This window comes from Allobosea sp. (genome assembly GCF_017308075.1).
Lineage (GTDB): Bacteria > Pseudomonadota > Alphaproteobacteria > Rhizobiales > Beijerinckiaceae > Allobosea.
In genome coordinates this window covers 432,506-449,699 of the sequence record NZ_JAFKFX010000024.1, presented here as the reverse complement: position 1 = coordinate 449,699, position 17,194 = coordinate 432,506, and the positions used below count along the sequence as shown (strand labels likewise).

The following is a 17,194-nucleotide window of genomic DNA, read 5'->3' as shown; positions in this document are numbered from 1 at the left end:
CGGGTGCCCTCACAGCCCGGTCCAGCGGCGCAATGCCGGAATGATCAGGGTGATCGGCGGCGCGCGCCGCACCGTGACGTTCGCCGTGAGGAGCAGGCCGCTGCTGAGCGGGATTTCCTGGCCGCGCTGCGAGGTCCAGGCATAGCCGCCTGTCTCGCCGGGCACGGTTTCGAGCGTCGCCCGCACCTCGAACGGGGCGCCGTTGCGCGCCATCTGCCGTGCGAGATCCGGATTGCCGAGCCTCTCGGCGATCTCGGCCTGGCCCTCCGGCTGCGGCGAGATCGACACGACCTTGCCGACGGCCATGCCGTATTCCTCGCGCGGCGCGATCGAGGGCGAGATCCGCACCTCCATGCCCGGCGCGAGGCGCTTGCCCATGTCGCCCGGCACGAAGAACAGGGCCTCCAGCTGCTCGCCGCCGGTCTCCAGCGTCATGATCCTTTGACCGGCGGTGACCAGGGCGTTCATCGTCACCGGCACCAGAGCTACGGTGCCGTCGCGCGGGGCACGGATCTCGTCGGCGAGCCTGCGGCTCAATCTCGCCTGTTCGAGCTGTCCCCTGAGGTCGAGGATCTGGCGCTGGCTGGCCTCCAGCTCCTGATCGCGCGCGCCGCCCAAAGCGAGGATGGCACCGTTCAGTGCGGCCAGTTCCGACTGGGTGCGTGACAGGCTGGAGCGCGCGCCGAACAGCCGCTCGCGAGCCTCCTGCACGCGGTCGGTGGTGCCGGCGCCGCGCGAGAACAGCATTTCGCGATTGGCGAGCGTTTCCTCCGCCTCGGCGATCCGGCGGCGGGAGAGGTCGACGGCCTCGTCGAGTTCCGCGCGGCGGCGCTGCTGCGCGACGGTTTCGGCGGTGACGCGAACCTCGTAGCGCTGGGTGATGGCGGTGCGATGGTCTTCGGCCTGGCCGATGCGTCGCTCCAGATCAGCGATGCGCGCATCCTCTTCAGGGGTGGTCAGCGAAGCCACGATCTGGCCCGCGGCGACCTTCTGGCCGGTCGGAACGAGCCCGTCGACCCAGCCCGATTTCGGGGCGTTGAGGCCGATGAAGACGCCGCCGCCGCGCACGAAGATGCCCGGCCCCTCGACCGTCTCGCGATAGCGCGCGAAGCAGGCCCAGACGACGATGCCGATGCAGAGCGCCAGGCAGAGCAGGCCGGCGACCCATTCGACGCGGCCGACCACGCGCAATGGTGCGTGGAAATCCTCCGGCCGGTCGAGCTGTTGCAGGGATTGCTGCCGGAACAGGGTTCCGCCGGCTCGCTGCGGCGTCGGGGCTGAATGAACCTCTGACATCCGCAGCGATCCTGAACTCTCCGTATCCCGGCCAGATAAGCTGGCCAAACGTTGAGTATTCGCAAATGCCGGCAGTATTTCTGCCGCGCGGCCGCGGATTTGCTCTCGTTCCGGCAGCGCCGGCCCCGGAAGGGGCCGGTGCTCGCTCTATGGGGAGGTCAGGCGGCCTCGAGATGGCCGATGCCGTCCACCAGCATGTTGCAGCCGCGGCTGGCGAGGCCCCACTGGCGGGTGACGACGCCCGTCGCGGTGGTCAGGACGCCGCCCGTGGTGAGGGCGATGCCCAGGATCTTCTGGCCGATGCCGGCGCCGGCCACGGTGTCGAGCTCGTCATCGGTCAGGGCGATGGAGGTGTCGCGGGCGGTGTCGAAGGCATTGGTGGCGGTCATGGTCAGTTTCCTCTCGCTTCCGGCCGGCGACTGCTTCGTCCGGCCTGATGAGGCATTTGACCGCCCTGCGCTTACAGGCACCTTACAGCTCGCGGGCGGTGTCGGCGGGCGTGCGATCTTCCTTGTCGGACGCGTTTGCGGAAGAGCGAGCGCAGCGGTGGTCCGGGGCTCGCCCTTGGCGTGACGCGCGGCCGGGCAGGGGACCCCCGGCCGAGAATGTCACCTCGCCCCGTCCAGCCCCATCTGCCAGAAATCGGCTTCCAGCCGCGAGGCCTTGCCGAACAGCGCCGCGAGGTCGGCGAAGCGGCGTTCGGTCATGGCACGGGCGGCGAGCTCGTCGAGATGGCGGCGGGCATCGCGGGCGATGCTCTGGAAGGCCTCGCCGGCATATTCGCCGATCCATTCGCGATAGGGGTGGTTTTCGAGCGCCGGGCCGATCTCGGCGGCGAGCCGGGCGCCGATTTCGGCATAGCCGATGACACAGGGGGCGAGCGCGACATGCAGGTCGAGCAGGTCGCCGGACTGGCCACAATCGAGCACATAGCGGGTGTAGGCGACCGTCGCCTGGTGCTCCGGCGCCGCTTCGAGCTCCTCCGGCGACAGGCCCCAGCGGCCGCAGAGCCGGACATGCAGCTCCATTTCGAGGTCGAGGATTGCCGAGAGGCCGGCCTTGGCCGCCCTCATGTCGGCGAGCGTCCGGCTCTTATAGGTGGCGAGCGCATAGGCGCGCGCGAACTGGATCAGGAAGAGATAGTCCTGGGTAAGATAGGTCCGGAACGCCGCCTGCGGCAGCGAGCCTTCGCCCATCTGCCGCACGAAATCATGCTCGACATAAGTTGCCCAGTCTGCGGCGGCGGCAACTTTCAGCCTGTCGAAAATATCCATGTCGGCACCTCGTTTCCGGAGACGGAATCGCGCGCAGTCATAGCCAGCGCGCGGGCGCCACGGAAGCGCTGCGCCGGACGGGCCGCCTTGCGCGACTACAGCCTGAGCGCGGTCAGCGCCTCGTTGATCCACCACCATTCGCGCCCGGGCGCCGCCTCGCCGCGCAGGATCGCGAGCAGCTGCTGGTAGCGCAGCGATCGGTCATGGTGGCGACGGTACTGGTCGAGATGCCAGGCGCGGAAGGCTTCGTCCGGCTGGCGCTTCATCGCCTTGGCCGAGGCGTCCAGCCAATCGCGCGCAATGCACAGGCCGGTCACGGAGCTTGGAGCCTCGTCCTTCGCCATCGCCAGGCGGATGCTGGCAAGGATCCGCCCGGCGGCGGCATGATAGGCGGCCGGATCGAAATCCGCCGCCCACATCGAGGCGGAATCCGTTCTGGCGCTGGCGATGAGGGCCGGGTCGCTCAACATTGCCCGCAGTTCGGCGAAGGCGTCGATCTGCTCCGGCGAAGGGTCTTCCGGCAGCTCCGGGGTTCCGGCAGCCAGGGCTTCGCGCTTCCATTCGGGGCTGATCCTGTCCCCGGTGACCTCCTCGAAGAAGCGCTCGGTCAGGGCGCGCATATCGGCATTGGACAGCAAGGTCATGGTCCATAATCTCCTGATGTCGTCCGGGGAGGGCTCGGGGTGGCGCAGCGCGGCGCGCAGGGTCGCAGCGATGCGCCGCTTGCCGGCGATTTCTGCTTCGAGGGCCGACAGGCGCAGCGCCAGCAGTTCGACGAGCGAGGTCTTGCGCGCGAGCATGCCGCGGATCGCGGCGAGACTGGCGCCCATGGCACGCAGCGCCTGGATCAGTTCGAGCCGCGCCGCATCGGCATCCGAATAAACGCGGTAGTTCGCCATGGTCCGGCTGGCCGGCGGCAGCAGCCCCTTGTCGGAATAGAAGCGGATGCGTCGCACCGGCACGCCGCTGAGCCGGGAGAGTTCGCCGATCGTGTAGCGTTCGTCAGTCATGGCGATGTCGTAGCGTCTCCATCTGATGGAGGGTCAAGCGCTGCGCATCACTCGCCGTGCAATGGTTCGAATGCGCGGCAAATGCGCAAGCGCTCCGAAACCTTCCGAGCCGAAATCGCGGGGGGCAGCCCGTTCGCCCGGCCGTCGTCAAGGTCCCTTTAGCTTGTCGTCGCCAGGATCGCGCAGGTGTCCAGCTTGCGAAAAAATCCCGATTTTGAGGCAGGCCCCCCGGCTGCGGAGGGGGCGACGGCGGAGCGGCCCGCCCAGGGGCGGCGCATCGACGGCCTGCATTTCGAGCCCAGGCTGGAGCGCGAATACCGGCTGCATATGCGCGCCGATCAGCGTACCAGCACGCTGGTCTGCCTGATCACGGCGCTGGGTATCTGGCTGATCTTCATCGGCCTCGATCTCTCGCGGCTCGACGGCTGGGCCGCGCTGGCCGAGGGCGACCACGAGGTCGCGCTCGCCATCCTGCTGCGGTTGGCGACGCTCGGGGTGCTGCTGATCCAGATCAGCATGCTGGCGACGCAGCGCCTGCCGCGCGCCTATCACCGGCTTTCGATGCTGGCCCTCGCTCTGATCGGGGCGACCAGCACCTTCATCGCCAACATGTTCAAGCTGCGCGGGCTGCCCCAGGCGGACATCGCGCAGCTCGTCATCATCGCGGCGGTCTTCCTGCCGGTCGGTCTGACCTTCCTCCAGAGCTCCGGTGTCGCGCTCTTCATCGCCCTGTTCACCACGGCGCTCGGCTTCGTGATGCTGAGCGTGCCGGCTCATCTGAGCGAGCATTTCCGGCTTTCGATCCTCTTGTTCTTCGCCGTCTTCGTCGGGGGTGTCGGTGCCTGGCTGCGCGAGCGCGCCCAGCGCGACCAGTTCCTGCTGCGGCGCCTGCTGCAGGACCATGCCATGTCGGACCCGCTCACCGGTATCGCCAATCGCCGCGGCTTCGAGCAGCAGGCCGCCATGGCACTGGAGCAGGCACGGCTCGACCAGGTCGCGGTGATGTTCGCCATCCTGGATGTCGACCATTTCAAGCGCTACAACGACCATTATGGCCATCATGCCGGCGACGAGACGCTCCGGCTGATCGCGCGCACCATCGCCGAGGCCGGTTGGCGGCCGCTGGACATAGCCGGGCGACTCGGCGGCGAGGAGTTCGGCCTGCTGCTCTATGACGCCGTGCCGGAAGAGAGCGTTCCGCGTCTCCAGGAACTCGTCGCGGCGATCGCGCAACTCGGGATCGAGCATGCGGCGTCGCCGACCGCCGACCATGTCACGGTGAGCCTCGGCGCAACCCTGTTCGATGGGCGCGAAAGCTCGTCCGACCTGTACCGACGCGCCGATGCGGCGCTCTATGCCGCCAAGGCGCTCGGGCGCAATCGCGGCGAGTACATTCCCGCCGATGGGGCGGAAGCGCTGGTCGCGGAGCGGCGTCGCAGGGCCTGAGGGCCCGTCTTGCGCCGGTCTTGCGCGGATGCGCCTGTCTCGCAGCGCCTGAGGCTGCTATGCGGAGCGCCCGCGATCAATGAGGCCTTCCATGTCAGCTCCTGTTTCCATCGGCATCATCGGCGCCGGCATCATGGGCGAGCGCATGCTGCGCGCCGTGCTCGACCAGTCGCCCGATCTCGTCCGCGCCGCCGGCATCTGGGACCCGGCGGCCGAGGCGATGGGGCGAATTGGCAAGGAGCTGCCGCAGGTGGCGATGCTGGACGGCGCTGATTCGGTGATCGCCGCCAGCGACTGCGTCTATATCGCCTCGCCGCCTTCCTCCCATCTCGGCCATGCCCGCGCGGCGCTCGATGCCGGGCGCAGCGTGTTCTGCGAGAAGCCGCTCGCCGTCGACCTTGACGATGCCCGCGCCTTCGTCGCCGAGGCTGGCGGGCGCGGTGCGGTGAACTTCCCCTTCGCCTCTTCGCCGGCCGTAGCGACCCTGGCGGACTGGATCGCGAAGAGCGAACTCGGCACGCTCCGCAAAGTCTCGATCGAGGTCGCCTTCGCGCGCTGGCCGCGCCCCTGGCAGGCCGATGCCGCCGGCTGGCTCGATCGGCGCGAGCAGGGCGGCTTCACCCGCGAGGTCGTCTCGCATTTCCTGTTCCTGAGCCGACGTCTGCTCGGTCCGCTGCACGGGCTGAAAGCGAGCGCGAGTTTCCCGGAAGCCGGCCGCTCGGAGCGCGCCATCGCGGCGACGATGCTAGCGGGCGACCTGCCGCTGACGCTGACGGGCGGCGTCGGCACGACGGCCAAGGACGACCACAATATCTGGCTACTGGAAGGCGACAAGGGGGCGGTACGGCTCTGCGACTGGTCGCTGGCCGAGCGGCGCCTGCCGGACGGCTCCTGGCAGCGCGCCCCCGACGCGCTGTCGCAGCTCGAGGCGAGGCCGGTCGCGCTGAAGCGCCAGCTCGAAGGCGTCGCCCGGCTGACCCGCGGCGAACCGCACCAGCTCGCGACCCTTCGGGAGGCACTCGACGTACAGGAGATCGTCGAGGCTATTCTGGCGAGCTGAGGCGTTCCGCAGGGTTCGTTGAGCCGTCGCGGCACGAGCGCTATGATGGGCCGGCATCCGGAGGCTCGTCCATGCGCCATGCCTTCCTGACCGACGAGCAGATCGACGCGCGCGCCCTGGCGCATCGACGCGGGCTCGGCTTTCGCGACGACAGGGCCATCGACTTCGCCAAGCTGATGGCGCGGCTGAAGGCGCGCTATCCGAATTTCACCTATGAGCGCGTTGGCGATGACAGCCTCGGCGAGGCCGAGGCGCAATGGGATTCGCAGGCCAAGCGCCTGCTGATAGCGGACACCGTGTTCGAGGGCGCGGATCGCGGCGAGGGCAGGGCGCTGATGGCGGTGGCGCACGCCGTCGGACACGCTCTGCTCGGCCATGAAGGCACTTTCAATCGCGGCCCCTCCGGCAGCCCAGCGGAGCGCTTCTCGCCGAAGCTGCGGTCGATGGAATATCAGGCCCGGCGCTACGCCGCCGCCTTCCTGATCCCCGATACGCCGGCTGTGCGGACCCTCGACGCGACGGGGCTGAGCCGGCGCTACCATGTCAGCATGAGCGCCGCGATCGTCCGGCACAGCGAGTTGCGCTCGGGCGAGAGTGCCACTGTTTCGTCTTCGCGGCCGGGCGGGGCGGCAGGCTGAGCCGCTTGCGATCCGCGCGCTGGCGGGGCATGGCTCGGCGCAACGCCAATCTCTTCGAGGCCACGCATGACCATTGTCGCATCCGGCGCGCCGCCGGCGCCGAAGCCCGCCGCGCGGGCGGAAGCCGTCGCCCCCTTCATCGTCATGGACGTGATGAATGCCGCCGAGGCGATCGAGCGGCGGGGCGGCTCGGTGGTGCACATGGAAGTCGGCCAGCCTTCGGCGCCGACGCCGGCGAGCATCAGGGCGGCCGCGGCGCGGGCGCTCGACGACGGGCGCATCGGCTATACGCAGGCGCTCGGCATCGGCTCGCTGCGCGCCCGCATCGCCCGGCATTATCGCGAGGCCTATGACGTCGAGGTCCCGGCCGAGCGCGTGATCGTCACCACGGGGTCGTCCGGCGGCTTCATCCTTTCCTTCCTCGCCTGTTTCGAGCCGGGCGCGCGTATCGCGATCACGGCGCCGGGCTATCCGGCCTATCGCAACATTCTGATTGCGCTCGGGCTGGAGCCGGTCGCGATTCCGGTCGGGCCGGAGACGCGCTATGCGCTGACGCCCGAGCTGATCGCCAAGGCTCATGCCGAGGCGCCGCTCGCCGGCGTGCTGACCATGAGCCCGGCCAATCCGACCGGCGTGGTGATGACGCCGGAGGCGATCGCTGCGGTCGCGGCCGAATGCCGGCGGCTCGGGCTCTGGTACATCTCCGACGAGATCTATCACGGTCTGACCTATGACCAGCCGGCGACGACGGCGCTTGCCGCCGATCAGGATGCGATCGTCGTCAACTCCTTCTCCAAGTACTACTGCATGACCGGCTGGCGCGTCGGCTGGCTGGTGGTGCCGGAGCGGCTGGTGCGGACGATCGAGCGATTGCAGCAGAATCTCTCGATCTCGGTGCCGATGTTGAGCCAGGTCGCGGGCGAGGCGGCCTTCGACGCGACCGCCGAATGCGAGGCGATCAAGGAAGGCTATGCCGCCAACCGCGCCTATCTGCTCAAGGCGCTGCCGGAAATCGGGCTCGGCGACTTCCTGCCGGTCGACGGCGCCTTCTACATCTATCTCGACATCGGAAAATACTCGAACGATTCCATGAGTTTCTGTCGCGATGCTCTCGAACAGGCCGGGGTCGCGATTACGCCGGGACTCGATTTCGACGAAGGGCGCGGCGCGCGCACGGTGCGGCTGTCCTTCGCGGGATCGCTGGCGGAGTGCGAGGATGCGGTGGCCCGGCTCGGGCGGTGGCTGAAGACACGCTGATCGCGCTCGCCTAGATGCTTGCCAATGCGGGGCGAGCGGCAGCAATCTGCGCTTGCGAGCCAGGGGGACGGAATGCGTCGGAAGTGGATCGGTCCGGGATTGGCCGCAATGCGCTGGTTCCTGCTGGCGATGACGGCCCTGGCGCTGGCCGGGCCGGCGGCGGCGCAGACAAAGGACGCGCCGGCGGAGCCGCTGACCCTGACGCTGCGCGGCGACGAGGCCCCCGAGACGGTCCGCAAGCTCGTCGATGCGCTTTCGGCTGGCGGACGCCGGGTCGAGGTCCGGGTCGGTGGGGTGCCGGCCGAGGCGCCGGTGCCCGCCGAACCGGCGGGGAAGGCAGCCAAAGCGCCCAAGCCGCCTCCCGCACCGTCGCTTGCCGAGACGACGGACACCCAGGCCGAGGCCCTGGTCGACTATTTCGTCTCGGGTCTCGACTATGGCCGCGCCGCGATTCCGAGCGTCCGCTTCCTGCCGGGGGACTGGCTGCGGAGCTGGTCGCTGAACCGCAATGCTTCGCCGACGACGCGTCTCTTCGTTTCGCTCGCCCTGGCGCTTGGCATCGCCCTGCTGTTCCGCTTTGCCACGGCAAGATGGTTCGCAGCCCGCATGCGGCCCCGGGCAGAGTATTTCACGGCCAGGCTGATCGCTTCCGGCTTCGGCCTGCTGCAGGATCTGCTGACGATCGCGCTCGGTCTGGTGGTGGCGCGGCTCGCCGGCAGCTACTGGCTGCCTTCGGACGATCTTGCAGCCCATGCCCTGCGCGGGATCACCAATGGTACGGCTGTCGGGGCAGCCTATATCGCCACCGGCCGATTCCTGCTCGCTCCGGGCGAGCCCGAGCGCCGGCTGATGCCGTTGCCACGGGCGGAGCGGCATTTCCGCCTGCTCTGCGTCTATGCCGTGATCGTGCCGATCTTCATCGTCGCCGCGCTGCTGGCGCAGCGGGTTTCCGGTGGGCCTGAGCCGGTCGCCGGGCTGGTGACGCTCAGCGGCTTCGTGCTCGCCGCCTACAAGGTCTGGTGGTTCGTCGACGCGCGGTACGACCTGACCGCGCTCGTCCTCAGCGGCAGCGCGGAGCCCAGTCACGGTCGCAGGCTGTTGGCGCAGGCGATGCCCTGGATCTATGTCGCGATCGCGGTCGTGCTCTGGATGATCGGCCGCGCGGCGGCGATGATGCCGAATGGCGGCCGTTGGACCGAGGCGGCCGAGCTGACGCAGATCATCGTCGTGCTGGCGCCGATCCTCTCGGTCGGGGTCAACAGCCTCTTGACCTGCCGGCAGGCGCGCCGCGCCGCCATCGCCAAGCCGACGCCGCTGGCACAGGCCCTCGGCCATGCCGTGCGCGCGGCCGCCGGCGGCGTGATGTGGGCTGGCGGCTTCTATCTGGTGGCACGCATCTGGGTTGGCCTGCTTTTCGGCATGAGCTCCGGCCAGTTCGGCCAGGTCTCCCGCCAGTTCGCCAGCATCGCCGTGCTGGCGTTCGTCGGCTGGGTCGTGATGGTCTTCCTGCGCGGCTTCTTCGACGCCTATGCGCCGCGTCCGCGCTCCACCGGTCCCGTCGACGAGGACGTGATGCCGGAGGACAATACGCCGTCGCGGCTGGCGACGGTGATGCCGGTGCTGCGCGGCGTCGTGCTGACGGCGGTGATCGGCCTGACCATCCTGGTGCTCCTGTCGCGCCTCGGTGTCGATATCGGGCCGCTGCTGGCCGGTTTCGGCATTCTCGGTCTCGCCATTTCCTTCGGCTCGCAGGCGCTGGTGCGCGACATCGTCTCCGGCTTCTTCTTCATGCTGGAGGATGCCTTCCGCGTCGGCGAATATGTCGATACCGGGCGCCTCAAGGGCACGGTCGAGAAGATTTCACTGCGCTCGATGCAGTTGCGCCATCAGAGCGGGCAGATCCACACCGTTCCGTTCGGGCAGGTGCAGTCGCTGACCAATGCCAGCCGCGACTGGGCGACGGTGAAGTTCAATGTCCGGCTCGATCACTCCGCCGATATCGAGAAGGCGCGCAAGACGATCAAGAAGGTCGGTCTCGCTCTGCTGGAGGACCCGGAATTCGGGCCGCATTTCATCGCCCAGCTCAAGATGCAGGGCGTCGCCGACATCACGGATGCGGCGATCGTGATCCGGCTGAAGTTCACCTCCAAGCCGACCCAGGCTTCGATGCTGCAGCGCGAGGCCCTGAAGCGGGTCTATCGCGGCCTGCTCGAGGCGGAGGTGCCCTTCGCCTCGACCGCGGTGACGGTACGCGAGGGCGGCGGCAAGGGGGCCGCTGGGGCGGCTGCGATCACGGCGGTGCCGCCGCCATCCCCCCTCGCGCCGGCGGCGGAATAGAGCTCGGCCGGATCAGCGGCCGATCTCGAGCAGGAAGAAGAAACCGAAGCCGATCACCGTCAGCAGTACGCCGAAGCCGGCAGCCAGCCGTGCTGCCGAAAGCTGGCGGCTGAGGAGCGTGCGCTGCTCGGCCCGCTCGCTGGCGTGCTCGGGACCGTGCTTGCGGAACTGGCTGGCATAGAGATCCGGCGTCATCTGCGGGCCGATCGGCAGATTGCCTTCTAGCTCGAAGCGCACCGCGACGAACAGCACGAAGAGGCCGAGCAGGCCGACGCCGAACCAGCCGATCGCCTGCAAGGCGAGCCATGCGAGCCCGACAAGGCCGGCGAGGCACAGAGCCGAGAGGATCAGGCGTTCGGGACTGCGTGGGGGCGGCATAGCGGCTCCGCATGCTGAGGGAGTCCGCGGCCAGTTCCGCATTCCGGCGCCATCAGGTCAAGATCGGTGCCGTCGGGGCCGTCGCGTCATGACGCCCGTGCAACCTTGCTCCGCTGCTCGCTGTAGAAGATGTGCCGGCCGATCCTGTCCATTTTCTTCATTTTCGCCGCCCAGCGGGGCGACACATAATCGGCATGGTAATGCGTCGCCGCGGCGACGTCCGTGAGATAGACCCGGCCTTCGTAGACGTCGCGTGCGATGCGCTCGGCCGCCTGCCAGGATGCGGGCTCCGTGATCCTCAGCGACTTGCCCTCGCAGGCGAAAGTGAACTGGCAGGCGAGCTTGCGGTGGCGGTTCTGGTAGACGACGCCGCAGACTGAGGTCGGATAGATCCCGCTCTTGACACGGTTGAGCACGACCTGGGCGACGGCGGCGCGACCCTCTTCCGGTTCCGAGCGCGCCTCGAAATAGACCGCTTCGGCGAGGCAGCGCTGCTCGCGCGCCATATCCTCGGCGTTGATCAGCCCGGCATAGAGCCGTCGCGGTTCCTGCTCCTTTCCGCCCGTCGGGGTCGACGACGCGGCAGCATGGGCGGTGCGCTCGTCCATCGGCGTCGCCGAGCCTTGCGCCGCGGCTTGAGCCACCATCGGAGTCGCTCCGTCGCCGGTCGGTGGCGCTATCGTCGGGGGCGGCAAGGGGGCCGGCGGATCGGATTCGGTTCTTTGCTCGCCTCGTGGCTGCGGGAGAATGTCGTGCAACGGGCTCCGATGCTCTTCGCCCTTGAGCGCGTCGAAGGATAGGCTCGCGGTGGTCAGCGCAGTCGTTAGATCGGGCTTGCCGAACAGACCGGTCTCGCCGGCATCGACACCGATCAGATGAATCGGCCTACCGGGAAAGGGAAGCAGGTCGCGGTCGATGCCGAGCGGCATTGCGGGGACGGCAGGCAGCGTGGCCGTGGCGGTCTTCGCGGGCAGCGCGACAAAAGCCGCGAGCGCGAGCGACGCCGCCGGGGCGAGGCGCTTCATGGGGAACTCCGGGATCGGGGACAGGCCGAGCCTTTGCCGCGCCCAAGGACGGCGGCAGGATCAGCGGCTCTCTTGACCTGGTCTGTTCGAGGCTTGGGCCGGGGCGTCTGGCGCTTCACCGACCGCGATGAGACGAGCGACCACGCGCCTTGCCGCGCGGCCGTTCTGCGTTCTTGCCGACTGACACTCAGGAGCGCCGCGGATCTGCGATGGGTCGCAGATGGTTCATCGCGGCTGGACCGGGGTAGGCAGTGCGCTCTCGCGCGTCGTCACTCGCAAGCAGTACGGTGACGTAGGCGGGGGCGACCATCTCTCTCGCGATAAGCGGAAAGCAGGTCGTCAGAGAAGCGGCTGCGCTAGCGGTGCGCAATCCAGAGTAGTCAAATGTAAACCCGAAATTCCTTGTAGCGGCTTCTTTGATCGTTACTTTACGTCAATACTACTTTTCCTTCTTCGTCTCATTTTTCATGATGATCTACCCTCGCTATGGGGATCGAGTTCGGCGACTTTGTGGCCGTTGCAGATTATTAACGCTTATCCCGGCGGCGAATTGTCCCATCGGCGCCCTCCGATGGCGGCCCGGTTTCGGGTGTGTCGGGCCTGCTCTCCCGACGGTCATGAAAAAAGCCCGCTGCGGTTGCAGCGGGCTCCTGGTCACTTGCGGCCGGCGAGGCGGTTCCACCAGCCACCGCGCTTCGGGCGATCCGGATCGGGCGGGGTCAGGACCACCGCGACCGGCTCCTCTGCGACGCGCGGTTCTGGCGCGGGCTCCTCGGCCACGGCTTCGACAACCGGTTCGGCTGCGGCCGGGACCGGGGCTTCGGGCTCCGCAGCCGGGGCTGCAGGTGCTTCTGGCGCAGCGGCTGCTTCCGGGGCGGCGCCGTCCTCGGTGATCGGAACCACCTTCTTGCGGGCGCGGCTGCGCTTGGGCTTCTCGGCCACCGGCTCGGCCGCAGCCTCGGGGGCGCTCTCGGCCTTGATGGCCTCGGCGGCTTCCGCCGTCTCGGTCACGGGAGCCTCGGCTGCGACAGTCTCGGTCTCGGCCTTCTTGCTGCGTCCGCCGCGACGGCCGCGACGCGGCTTGGCTTCGGCCTCGACCGGTTCTTCGGCCACGGCTTCGACGATGGGCGCCGGGGGCTCCGCGATGGTTTCGATGGTCTCGACGATTTCGACGGCAGGCTCGGAGGAGCCTTCGGCTTCTTCGCTGGCCTCGTCGTCATCGCCCTGACTATCGCCGGCCTCGTCGTCACCGCCCTCGAGGTGCTGGCCCTCGCCGTCACGCTCGCCGCCACGGCGGCGGCGGCGGCGGCGGCGGCGCTTGCGGCCACCCTCGCCACGGCCATCCTCGCCTTCGCCATTGGCCGAACGCGGGCCGGCCTCGGCCTCGCCGCTTTCCTCGCTTTCCGCCTCGAGATCGAGGACCTCGTCCTCCTCGGGCTCCTCGACGATCGCCTCGGCGCGCATGCTGCTGACCGGGATCACGCGATTCTCGTTGCCGACGAATTCGCCGCGCTCGACCTCGAAATAGCGCGTGCCGAGCAGGGCGGCATCGGCCGAGACGATGATCGCGATGTTGAAGCGCTCCTCCAGATCGCGCAGATGGGCGCGCTTCTGGTTGAGCACATAGAGCGCGACCTCGGGCCGGGTGCGGACCTCGAGATTATGCGAAGCGCTCTTGATCAGGGCTTCTTCGAGGGCGCGCAGGATCTGCAGCGCGATCGAAGGCGTCGAGCGGACGAGGCCGGCGCCGGCGCAGTGCGGGCAGGGCACGGAGGAGCTCTCGAGCACGCCGGTGCGGATGCGCTGGCGCGACATCTCCAGGAGGCCGAAGGCCGAGATCCGGCCGACCTGGATGCGGGCGCGGTCGTTCTTCAGGCAGTCCTTGAGCTTCTTCTCGACGGCGCGGTTGTTGCGGTTCTCCTCCATGTCGATGAAATCGATCACGATGAGGCCGGCAAGGTCGCGCAGGCGCAGCTGGCGGGAGATCTCCTCCGCCGCTTCGAGATTGGTCTTGAGGGCGGTGTCCTCGATATTGTGCTCACGGGTCGAGCGCCCGGAGTTGATGTCGATCGCGACCAGCGCCTCGGTCTGGTTGATGACGATGTAGCCGCCCGACTTCAGCGTCACGGTGTTCGAGAACATCGCGTCGAGCTGGCTCTCGACGCCAAAGGCGGCGAAGAGCGGGGTCTGCTCGCGATAGGCCTTCACGCTCTTGGCATGGCTCGGCATGAGCATGCGCATGAAATCCTTGGCCTCGCGATAGGCCGCTTCGCCGGCGACGTGAACCTCGTCGATGTCCTTGTTGTAGAGATCGCGGATCGAGCGCTTGACGAGGTTGCCCTCCTCATAGACCAGCGCGGGCGCGACGGAGCCGAGCGTCAGTTCGCGCACGCTCTCCCACATCCGCATCAGATATTCGTAGTCGCGCTTGATCTCGACCTTGGTGCGCGAGGCGCCGGCCGTGCGCAGGATGATGCCCATCCCCTCGGGAACCTCGAGCTCCTGGGCGATCTCCTTCAGGCGCTTGCGGTCTTCGGCATTGGTGATCTTGCGCGAGATGCCGCCGCCCTTGCCGGTGTTCGGCATCAGCACGGAATAGCGGCCTGCGAGCGAGAGATAGGTGGTGAGGGCGGCGCCCTTGTTGCCGCGCTCCTCCTTGACGACCTGGACCAGGATGATCTGGCGGCGCTTGATCACCTCCTGGATCTTGTACTGGCGGCGCGAATGGCGCGGGCGCTCCGGCATGTCGTCCAGCGCGTCGCCGCCGCCGAGCTGCTCGGGTTCGTCCTGGTGGTCGTCGCCACCATTGTCGTCATTGCTGCTGTCGTCTCCGCCGTTCTCGTCCTGAGCGGATTCGTCCTGGCGGCTCTCGTCCTGGCCGGACTCGTCGCCGCTCTCGGACGGGGCGCGCGCTTCCTGGGCCTCAGGCTCGCCGGTGGTCTCGAAGGTCAGCGGCGCGGCGTTCTCGACGACGCTCTCGCTGTCGGATTCGGCGACGGCGGGCGCAAAATACTCACCGAAGGCCGGAGCGCCTTCGTTGACCATCGCGGCTTCCTTGCCGTCGGTCTCGATATGCTCGGCTTCGCCCTGGCCGTTCTCGGCCTGGACCTCGGCACTGACGGTCTCGTCGCCATTGCTGGCGCGCTTGGCGCGCCCGTCACGGTCGCCACGGCGGCCGCGGTCGCGACGGCCGCGCTTCTCGCGCCGCTCCTCGTCGCGTTCCTCCTCGCGCTCGGCGCGCTCTTCCTCGGCGAGCAGCGCCTGCCGGTCGGCGACCGGGATCTGGTAGTAGTCGGGATGGATTTCGGAGAAGGCGAGGAAGCCGTGGCGGTTGCCGCCATATTCGACGAAGGCAGCCTGGAGCGACGGTTCGACCCGCGTCACCTTCGCCAGATAGATATTGCCGCGCAGCGGCTTTCGGCTGGCGGATTCGAAATCGAATTCCTCAATGCGGGAACCGCGGGACACCACGACCCGGGTCTCTTCCGGGTGGGTGGCGTCGATCAGCATCTTGTTGGCCATAGGACAGGTCCATCTGCGCGGCAGCCTTTGGTACCCGCCGGGCTGCGGAACTGAATCCGCTGCCGCGGGCAGGGGCGCCGCGCGTCGGCCGGCTCGCGCCGGCATGTTGCAGGGAAGAAAAATCAGCCAAGGAGGGATAGCGGAGGCGAGCGGCGGAACGGGCAGAAAGCCCGTCGCAACCGGAAAGGTCTCGACGAAACACCGAAATGGGAAGCGGCGTCGTATGCCCCGACATCTTACCTTTGACCTGCGGCGCTCCCGCCGCAAGGCGAAGCGCACCGCGTTGACACGCTCGCGGAATGCCGAACCCGGCGTCGATTTCTGCCTGACGCCGGCCCGTCCGCGGACGATCTGTTGCTGGCCGCCTTCGCGCCGATCCTGATCGCTTCAAGCGATCGGGCCGGTTGGCTTTTTCGTCGGGCGTCAACGGGTTATTGCGACCCTGCTGCGCGCGGCGGAAGCCATCACGATGCGACCGACTCCATTACAGACAGCTTGCCATATTTGGCAAGGGAGAACGCGCCGGGACAAGAAATCGGCCGGTTTCCGGTGCAGGCTCGCCGTGGTAACCGATTGTCAACGGATCGCGGCGCTATGGTTAAGAATCCTTAAGTATCGTCGCCGGGAATTTAGGAGCCGCCCCCTGTCTCAGGGCCTTCATCTCTGCGCAGCCTCGGTCGCTGTGCGCCTTGCCGGCGCGGCGCGGCGATTCGCGTGCCCGGCGCTGCTGCTGTCGATGCTCTGTCTCGCGGCGGGCGATGCTTCGGCAAATCCGCAGGGAAAGCCGACCAGCGATTTTCCGGTAGCGAGCGAAGCACGCCTCGAAAGCCATGGCGAGGCGGTCCGCCTGACACTCACCCTGTCGCGTCCGGTTGCCGCGAACGCCTTCGTGATGGCCGGGCCGGATCGCGTCATCGTCGACTTGCCGTCAGTGAATTTCCAGATTCCAGCCGCGAGTGCTCGCAAGTCGGCGGGCTTCGTCTCCGGCTTCCGTTTCGGCCTGTTCACGCCGGACCGGGCCCGGCTGATCCTCGATCTGGCCCAACCGGCCGCGGTCGCGGGCGTATCGGTCAAGCCGCTCCGCGGCGGTTTCGGCGAGCTCGTCATCGAGCTGAAACGGACGGGGCGCGAGGAATTCGCGGCGTTGGCGCGCGCCGCCGCCGCCGAGGCGCGGCTGCCGCATGTCCCGGTCGAGCCGAAGGCCGAGGGCGATCAGCGCCGGATCGTGGTGATCGATCCCGGCCATGGCGGCATCGATCCCGGGGCCGTCGTCGCCTCGATCGCCGAGAAGTCAGTGGTCCTGGCCTTCGGGCAGAAGCTCAAGGAGCAGCTCGAGGCCCAGGGGCGCTATCGTGTGATCATGACGCGCGCCGACGACAGTTTCGTGCCGCTGGGCGACCGCGTCCGCATCGCCCGCAGCGTCGATGCTCATCTGTTCATCTCGATCCATGCGGATTCGCTGACGCAGGCGCAGGAGGTCCGCGGCGCGACGATCTATACCGGCTCCGAGCGGGCCAGCGACGCTGAAGCCGCGCGGCTCGCCGCCAAGGAAAACCAGGCCGACGCCGTCGCCGGGCTCGACGCCAGCGAGGACGTGCAGGACGTGGCGGGAATCCTGATGGATCTCGCCAAGCGCGAGACGCGCGGCTTCTCGGCGATGTTCGCGCGCAATCTCGTCGAGAAGCTCGGCGGCTCGGTCAAGATGCACAAGGTTCCGCTGCGTTCGGCCGGCTTCAGGGTGCTGACTGCACCCGATGTGCCGTCGGTGCTGATCGAGCTCGGCTACATGTCGAGCCCGAAGGATGCCGAGCTCTTGAATTCCGAGAGCTGGCGGGCCCAGGCGGTGACGGCGGTGCAGGCGGCGGTCGATCAGTATTTCGAGCGCACCCAGGCGCCCGGCAAGGCAGCAGAGAGCCGGCGGTGACGTAGCGGGCCGAAGATGAGACCTTGT

13 protein-coding genes are annotated in these 17,194 nt (G+C 68.2%); 6 read left to right on the top strand and 7 right to left on the bottom strand.

Annotated features, from left to right (window positions below; all coding sequences use genetic code 11):
- Positions 1 to 9: 9 nt before the first annotated feature.
- The 4 genes from J0J10_RS05370 to J0J10_RS05355 all read right to left on the bottom strand — a co-directional run bounded on the left by J0J10_RS05370 (position 10) and on the right by J0J10_RS05355 (position 3,580).
- Positions 10 to 1,296, bottom strand: coding sequence for an NHLP bacteriocin system secretion protein (locus tag J0J10_RS05370; RefSeq protein ID WP_291645589.1), 1,287 nt, complete (start codon positions 1,294 to 1,296; stop codon positions 10 to 12).
- 158 nt (positions 1,297 to 1,454) lie between these two features.
- Positions 1,455 to 1,685: a hypothetical protein gene (locus tag J0J10_RS05365; protein ID WP_291639579.1), complete on the bottom strand. Its 231-nt coding sequence runs from the start codon at positions 1,683 to 1,685 to the stop codon at positions 1,455 to 1,457.
- A 219-nt stretch (positions 1,686 to 1,904) separates the two neighbouring features.
- Positions 1,905 to 2,570 carry a thiaminase II gene (tenA, locus tag J0J10_RS05360; protein WP_291645588.1) on the bottom strand — a complete coding sequence of 222 codons (666 nt, stop codon included), beginning with the start codon at positions 2,568 to 2,570 and terminating at the stop codon, positions 1,905 to 1,907.
- A gap of 95 nt (positions 2,571 to 2,665) precedes the next feature.
- The gene (locus J0J10_RS05355) at positions 2,666 to 3,580 is read right to left on the bottom strand and encodes a MerR family transcriptional regulator (protein WP_291645587.1); all 915 of its coding nucleotides are present in this window, start codon (positions 3,578 to 3,580) and stop codon (positions 2,666 to 2,668) included.
- Between the two features lie 186 nt (positions 3,581 to 3,766).
- On the opposite strand from J0J10_RS05355, the gene J0J10_RS05350 reads away from it, so the two are divergent.
- From J0J10_RS05350 to J0J10_RS05330, 5 genes are all read left to right on the top strand, one after another.
- Positions 3,767 to 5,026, top strand: coding sequence for a GGDEF domain-containing protein (locus J0J10_RS05350; RefSeq protein ID WP_291645586.1), 1,260 nt, complete (start codon positions 3,767 to 3,769; stop codon positions 5,024 to 5,026).
- 91 nt (positions 5,027 to 5,117) lie between these two features.
- Positions 5,118 to 6,086, top strand: coding sequence for a Gfo/Idh/MocA family protein (locus tag J0J10_RS05345; protein ID WP_291645585.1), 969 nt, complete (start codon positions 5,118 to 5,120; stop codon positions 6,084 to 6,086).
- A gap of 71 nt (positions 6,087 to 6,157) precedes the next feature.
- Entirely contained in the window at positions 6,158 to 6,724 is a 567-nt protein-coding gene (locus J0J10_RS05340; protein ID WP_291645584.1) for an ImmA/IrrE family metallo-endopeptidase, read from the top strand.
- A 66-nt stretch (positions 6,725 to 6,790) separates the two neighbouring features.
- Positions 6,791 to 7,981 (top strand): pyridoxal phosphate-dependent aminotransferase, encoded by a 1,191-nt coding sequence (locus J0J10_RS05335; RefSeq protein WP_291645583.1) that lies wholly within the window; start codon positions 6,791 to 6,793, stop codon positions 7,979 to 7,981.
- Positions 7,982 to 8,089: 108 nt separating this feature from the next.
- A complete protein-coding gene (locus tag J0J10_RS05330) occupies positions 8,090 to 10,318 on the top strand; it encodes a mechanosensitive ion channel family protein (RefSeq protein WP_291645582.1) in 2,229 nt (742 codons plus the stop codon).
- Positions 10,319 to 10,330: 12 nt separating this feature from the next.
- Here the strand turns inward: J0J10_RS05330 and J0J10_RS05325 are convergent, their stop codons facing one another.
- The 3 genes from J0J10_RS05325 to J0J10_RS05315 all read right to left on the bottom strand — a co-directional run bounded on the left by J0J10_RS05325 (position 10,331) and on the right by J0J10_RS05315 (position 15,243).
- Positions 10,331 to 10,696 (bottom strand): hypothetical protein, encoded by a 366-nt coding sequence (locus J0J10_RS05325; RefSeq protein ID WP_291645581.1) that lies wholly within the window; start codon positions 10,694 to 10,696, stop codon positions 10,331 to 10,333.
- A gap of 86 nt (positions 10,697 to 10,782) precedes the next feature.
- Positions 10,783 to 11,721: a cell wall hydrolase gene (locus tag J0J10_RS05320; RefSeq protein WP_291645580.1), complete on the bottom strand. Its 939-nt coding sequence runs from the start codon at positions 11,719 to 11,721 to the stop codon at positions 10,783 to 10,785.
- A 654-nt stretch (positions 11,722 to 12,375) separates the two neighbouring features.
- Positions 12,376 to 15,243, bottom strand: coding sequence for an Rne/Rng family ribonuclease (locus J0J10_RS05315; RefSeq protein WP_291645579.1), 2,868 nt, complete (start codon positions 15,241 to 15,243; stop codon positions 12,376 to 12,378).
- Between the two features lie 736 nt (positions 15,244 to 15,979).
- Here J0J10_RS05315 and J0J10_RS05310 point away from each other — a divergent pair.
- On the top strand, positions 15,980 to 17,167 hold the full coding sequence (locus J0J10_RS05310) for an N-acetylmuramoyl-L-alanine amidase (protein ID WP_291645578.1): 1,188 nt from the start codon (positions 15,980 to 15,982) through the stop codon (positions 17,165 to 17,167).
- Positions 17,168 to 17,194 lie beyond the last annotated feature (27 nt).

Coding starts and splice junctions, on each gene's coding strand:
- J0J10_RS05370 (WP_291645589.1), bottom strand. CDS start 1,296: ATGTCAGAGGTTCATTCAGCCCCGACGCCGCAGCGAGCCGGCGGAACC.
- J0J10_RS05365 (WP_291639579.1), bottom strand. CDS start 1,685: ATGACCGCCACCAATGCCTTCGACACCGCCCGCGACACCTCCATCGCC.
- tenA (WP_291645588.1), bottom strand. CDS start 2,570: ATGGATATTTTCGACAGGCTGAAAGTTGCCGCCGCCGCAGACTGGGCA.
- J0J10_RS05355 (WP_291645587.1), bottom strand. CDS start 3,580: ATGACTGACGAACGCTACACGATCGGCGAACTCTCCCGGCTCAGCGGC.
- J0J10_RS05345 (WP_291645585.1), top strand. CDS start 5,118: ATGTCAGCTCCTGTTTCCATCGGCATCATCGGCGCCGGCATCATGGGC.
- J0J10_RS05340 (WP_291645584.1), top strand. CDS start 6,158: ATGCGCCATGCCTTCCTGACCGACGAGCAGATCGACGCGCGCGCCCTG.
- J0J10_RS05335 (WP_291645583.1), top strand. CDS start 6,791: ATGACCATTGTCGCATCCGGCGCGCCGCCGGCGCCGAAGCCCGCCGCG.
- J0J10_RS05330 (WP_291645582.1), top strand. CDS start 8,090: ATGCGCTGGTTCCTGCTGGCGATGACGGCCCTGGCGCTGGCCGGGCCG.
- J0J10_RS05325 (WP_291645581.1), bottom strand. CDS start 10,696: ATGCCGCCCCCACGCAGTCCCGAACGCCTGATCCTCTCGGCTCTGTGC.
- J0J10_RS05320 (WP_291645580.1), bottom strand. CDS start 11,721: ATGAAGCGCCTCGCCCCGGCGGCGTCGCTCGCGCTCGCGGCTTTTGTC.
- J0J10_RS05315 (WP_291645579.1), bottom strand. CDS start 15,243: ATGGCCAACAAGATGCTGATCGACGCCACCCACCCGGAAGAGACCCGG.
- J0J10_RS05310 (WP_291645578.1), top strand. CDS start 15,980: ATGCTCTGTCTCGCGGCGGGCGATGCTTCGGCAAATCCGCAGGGAAAG.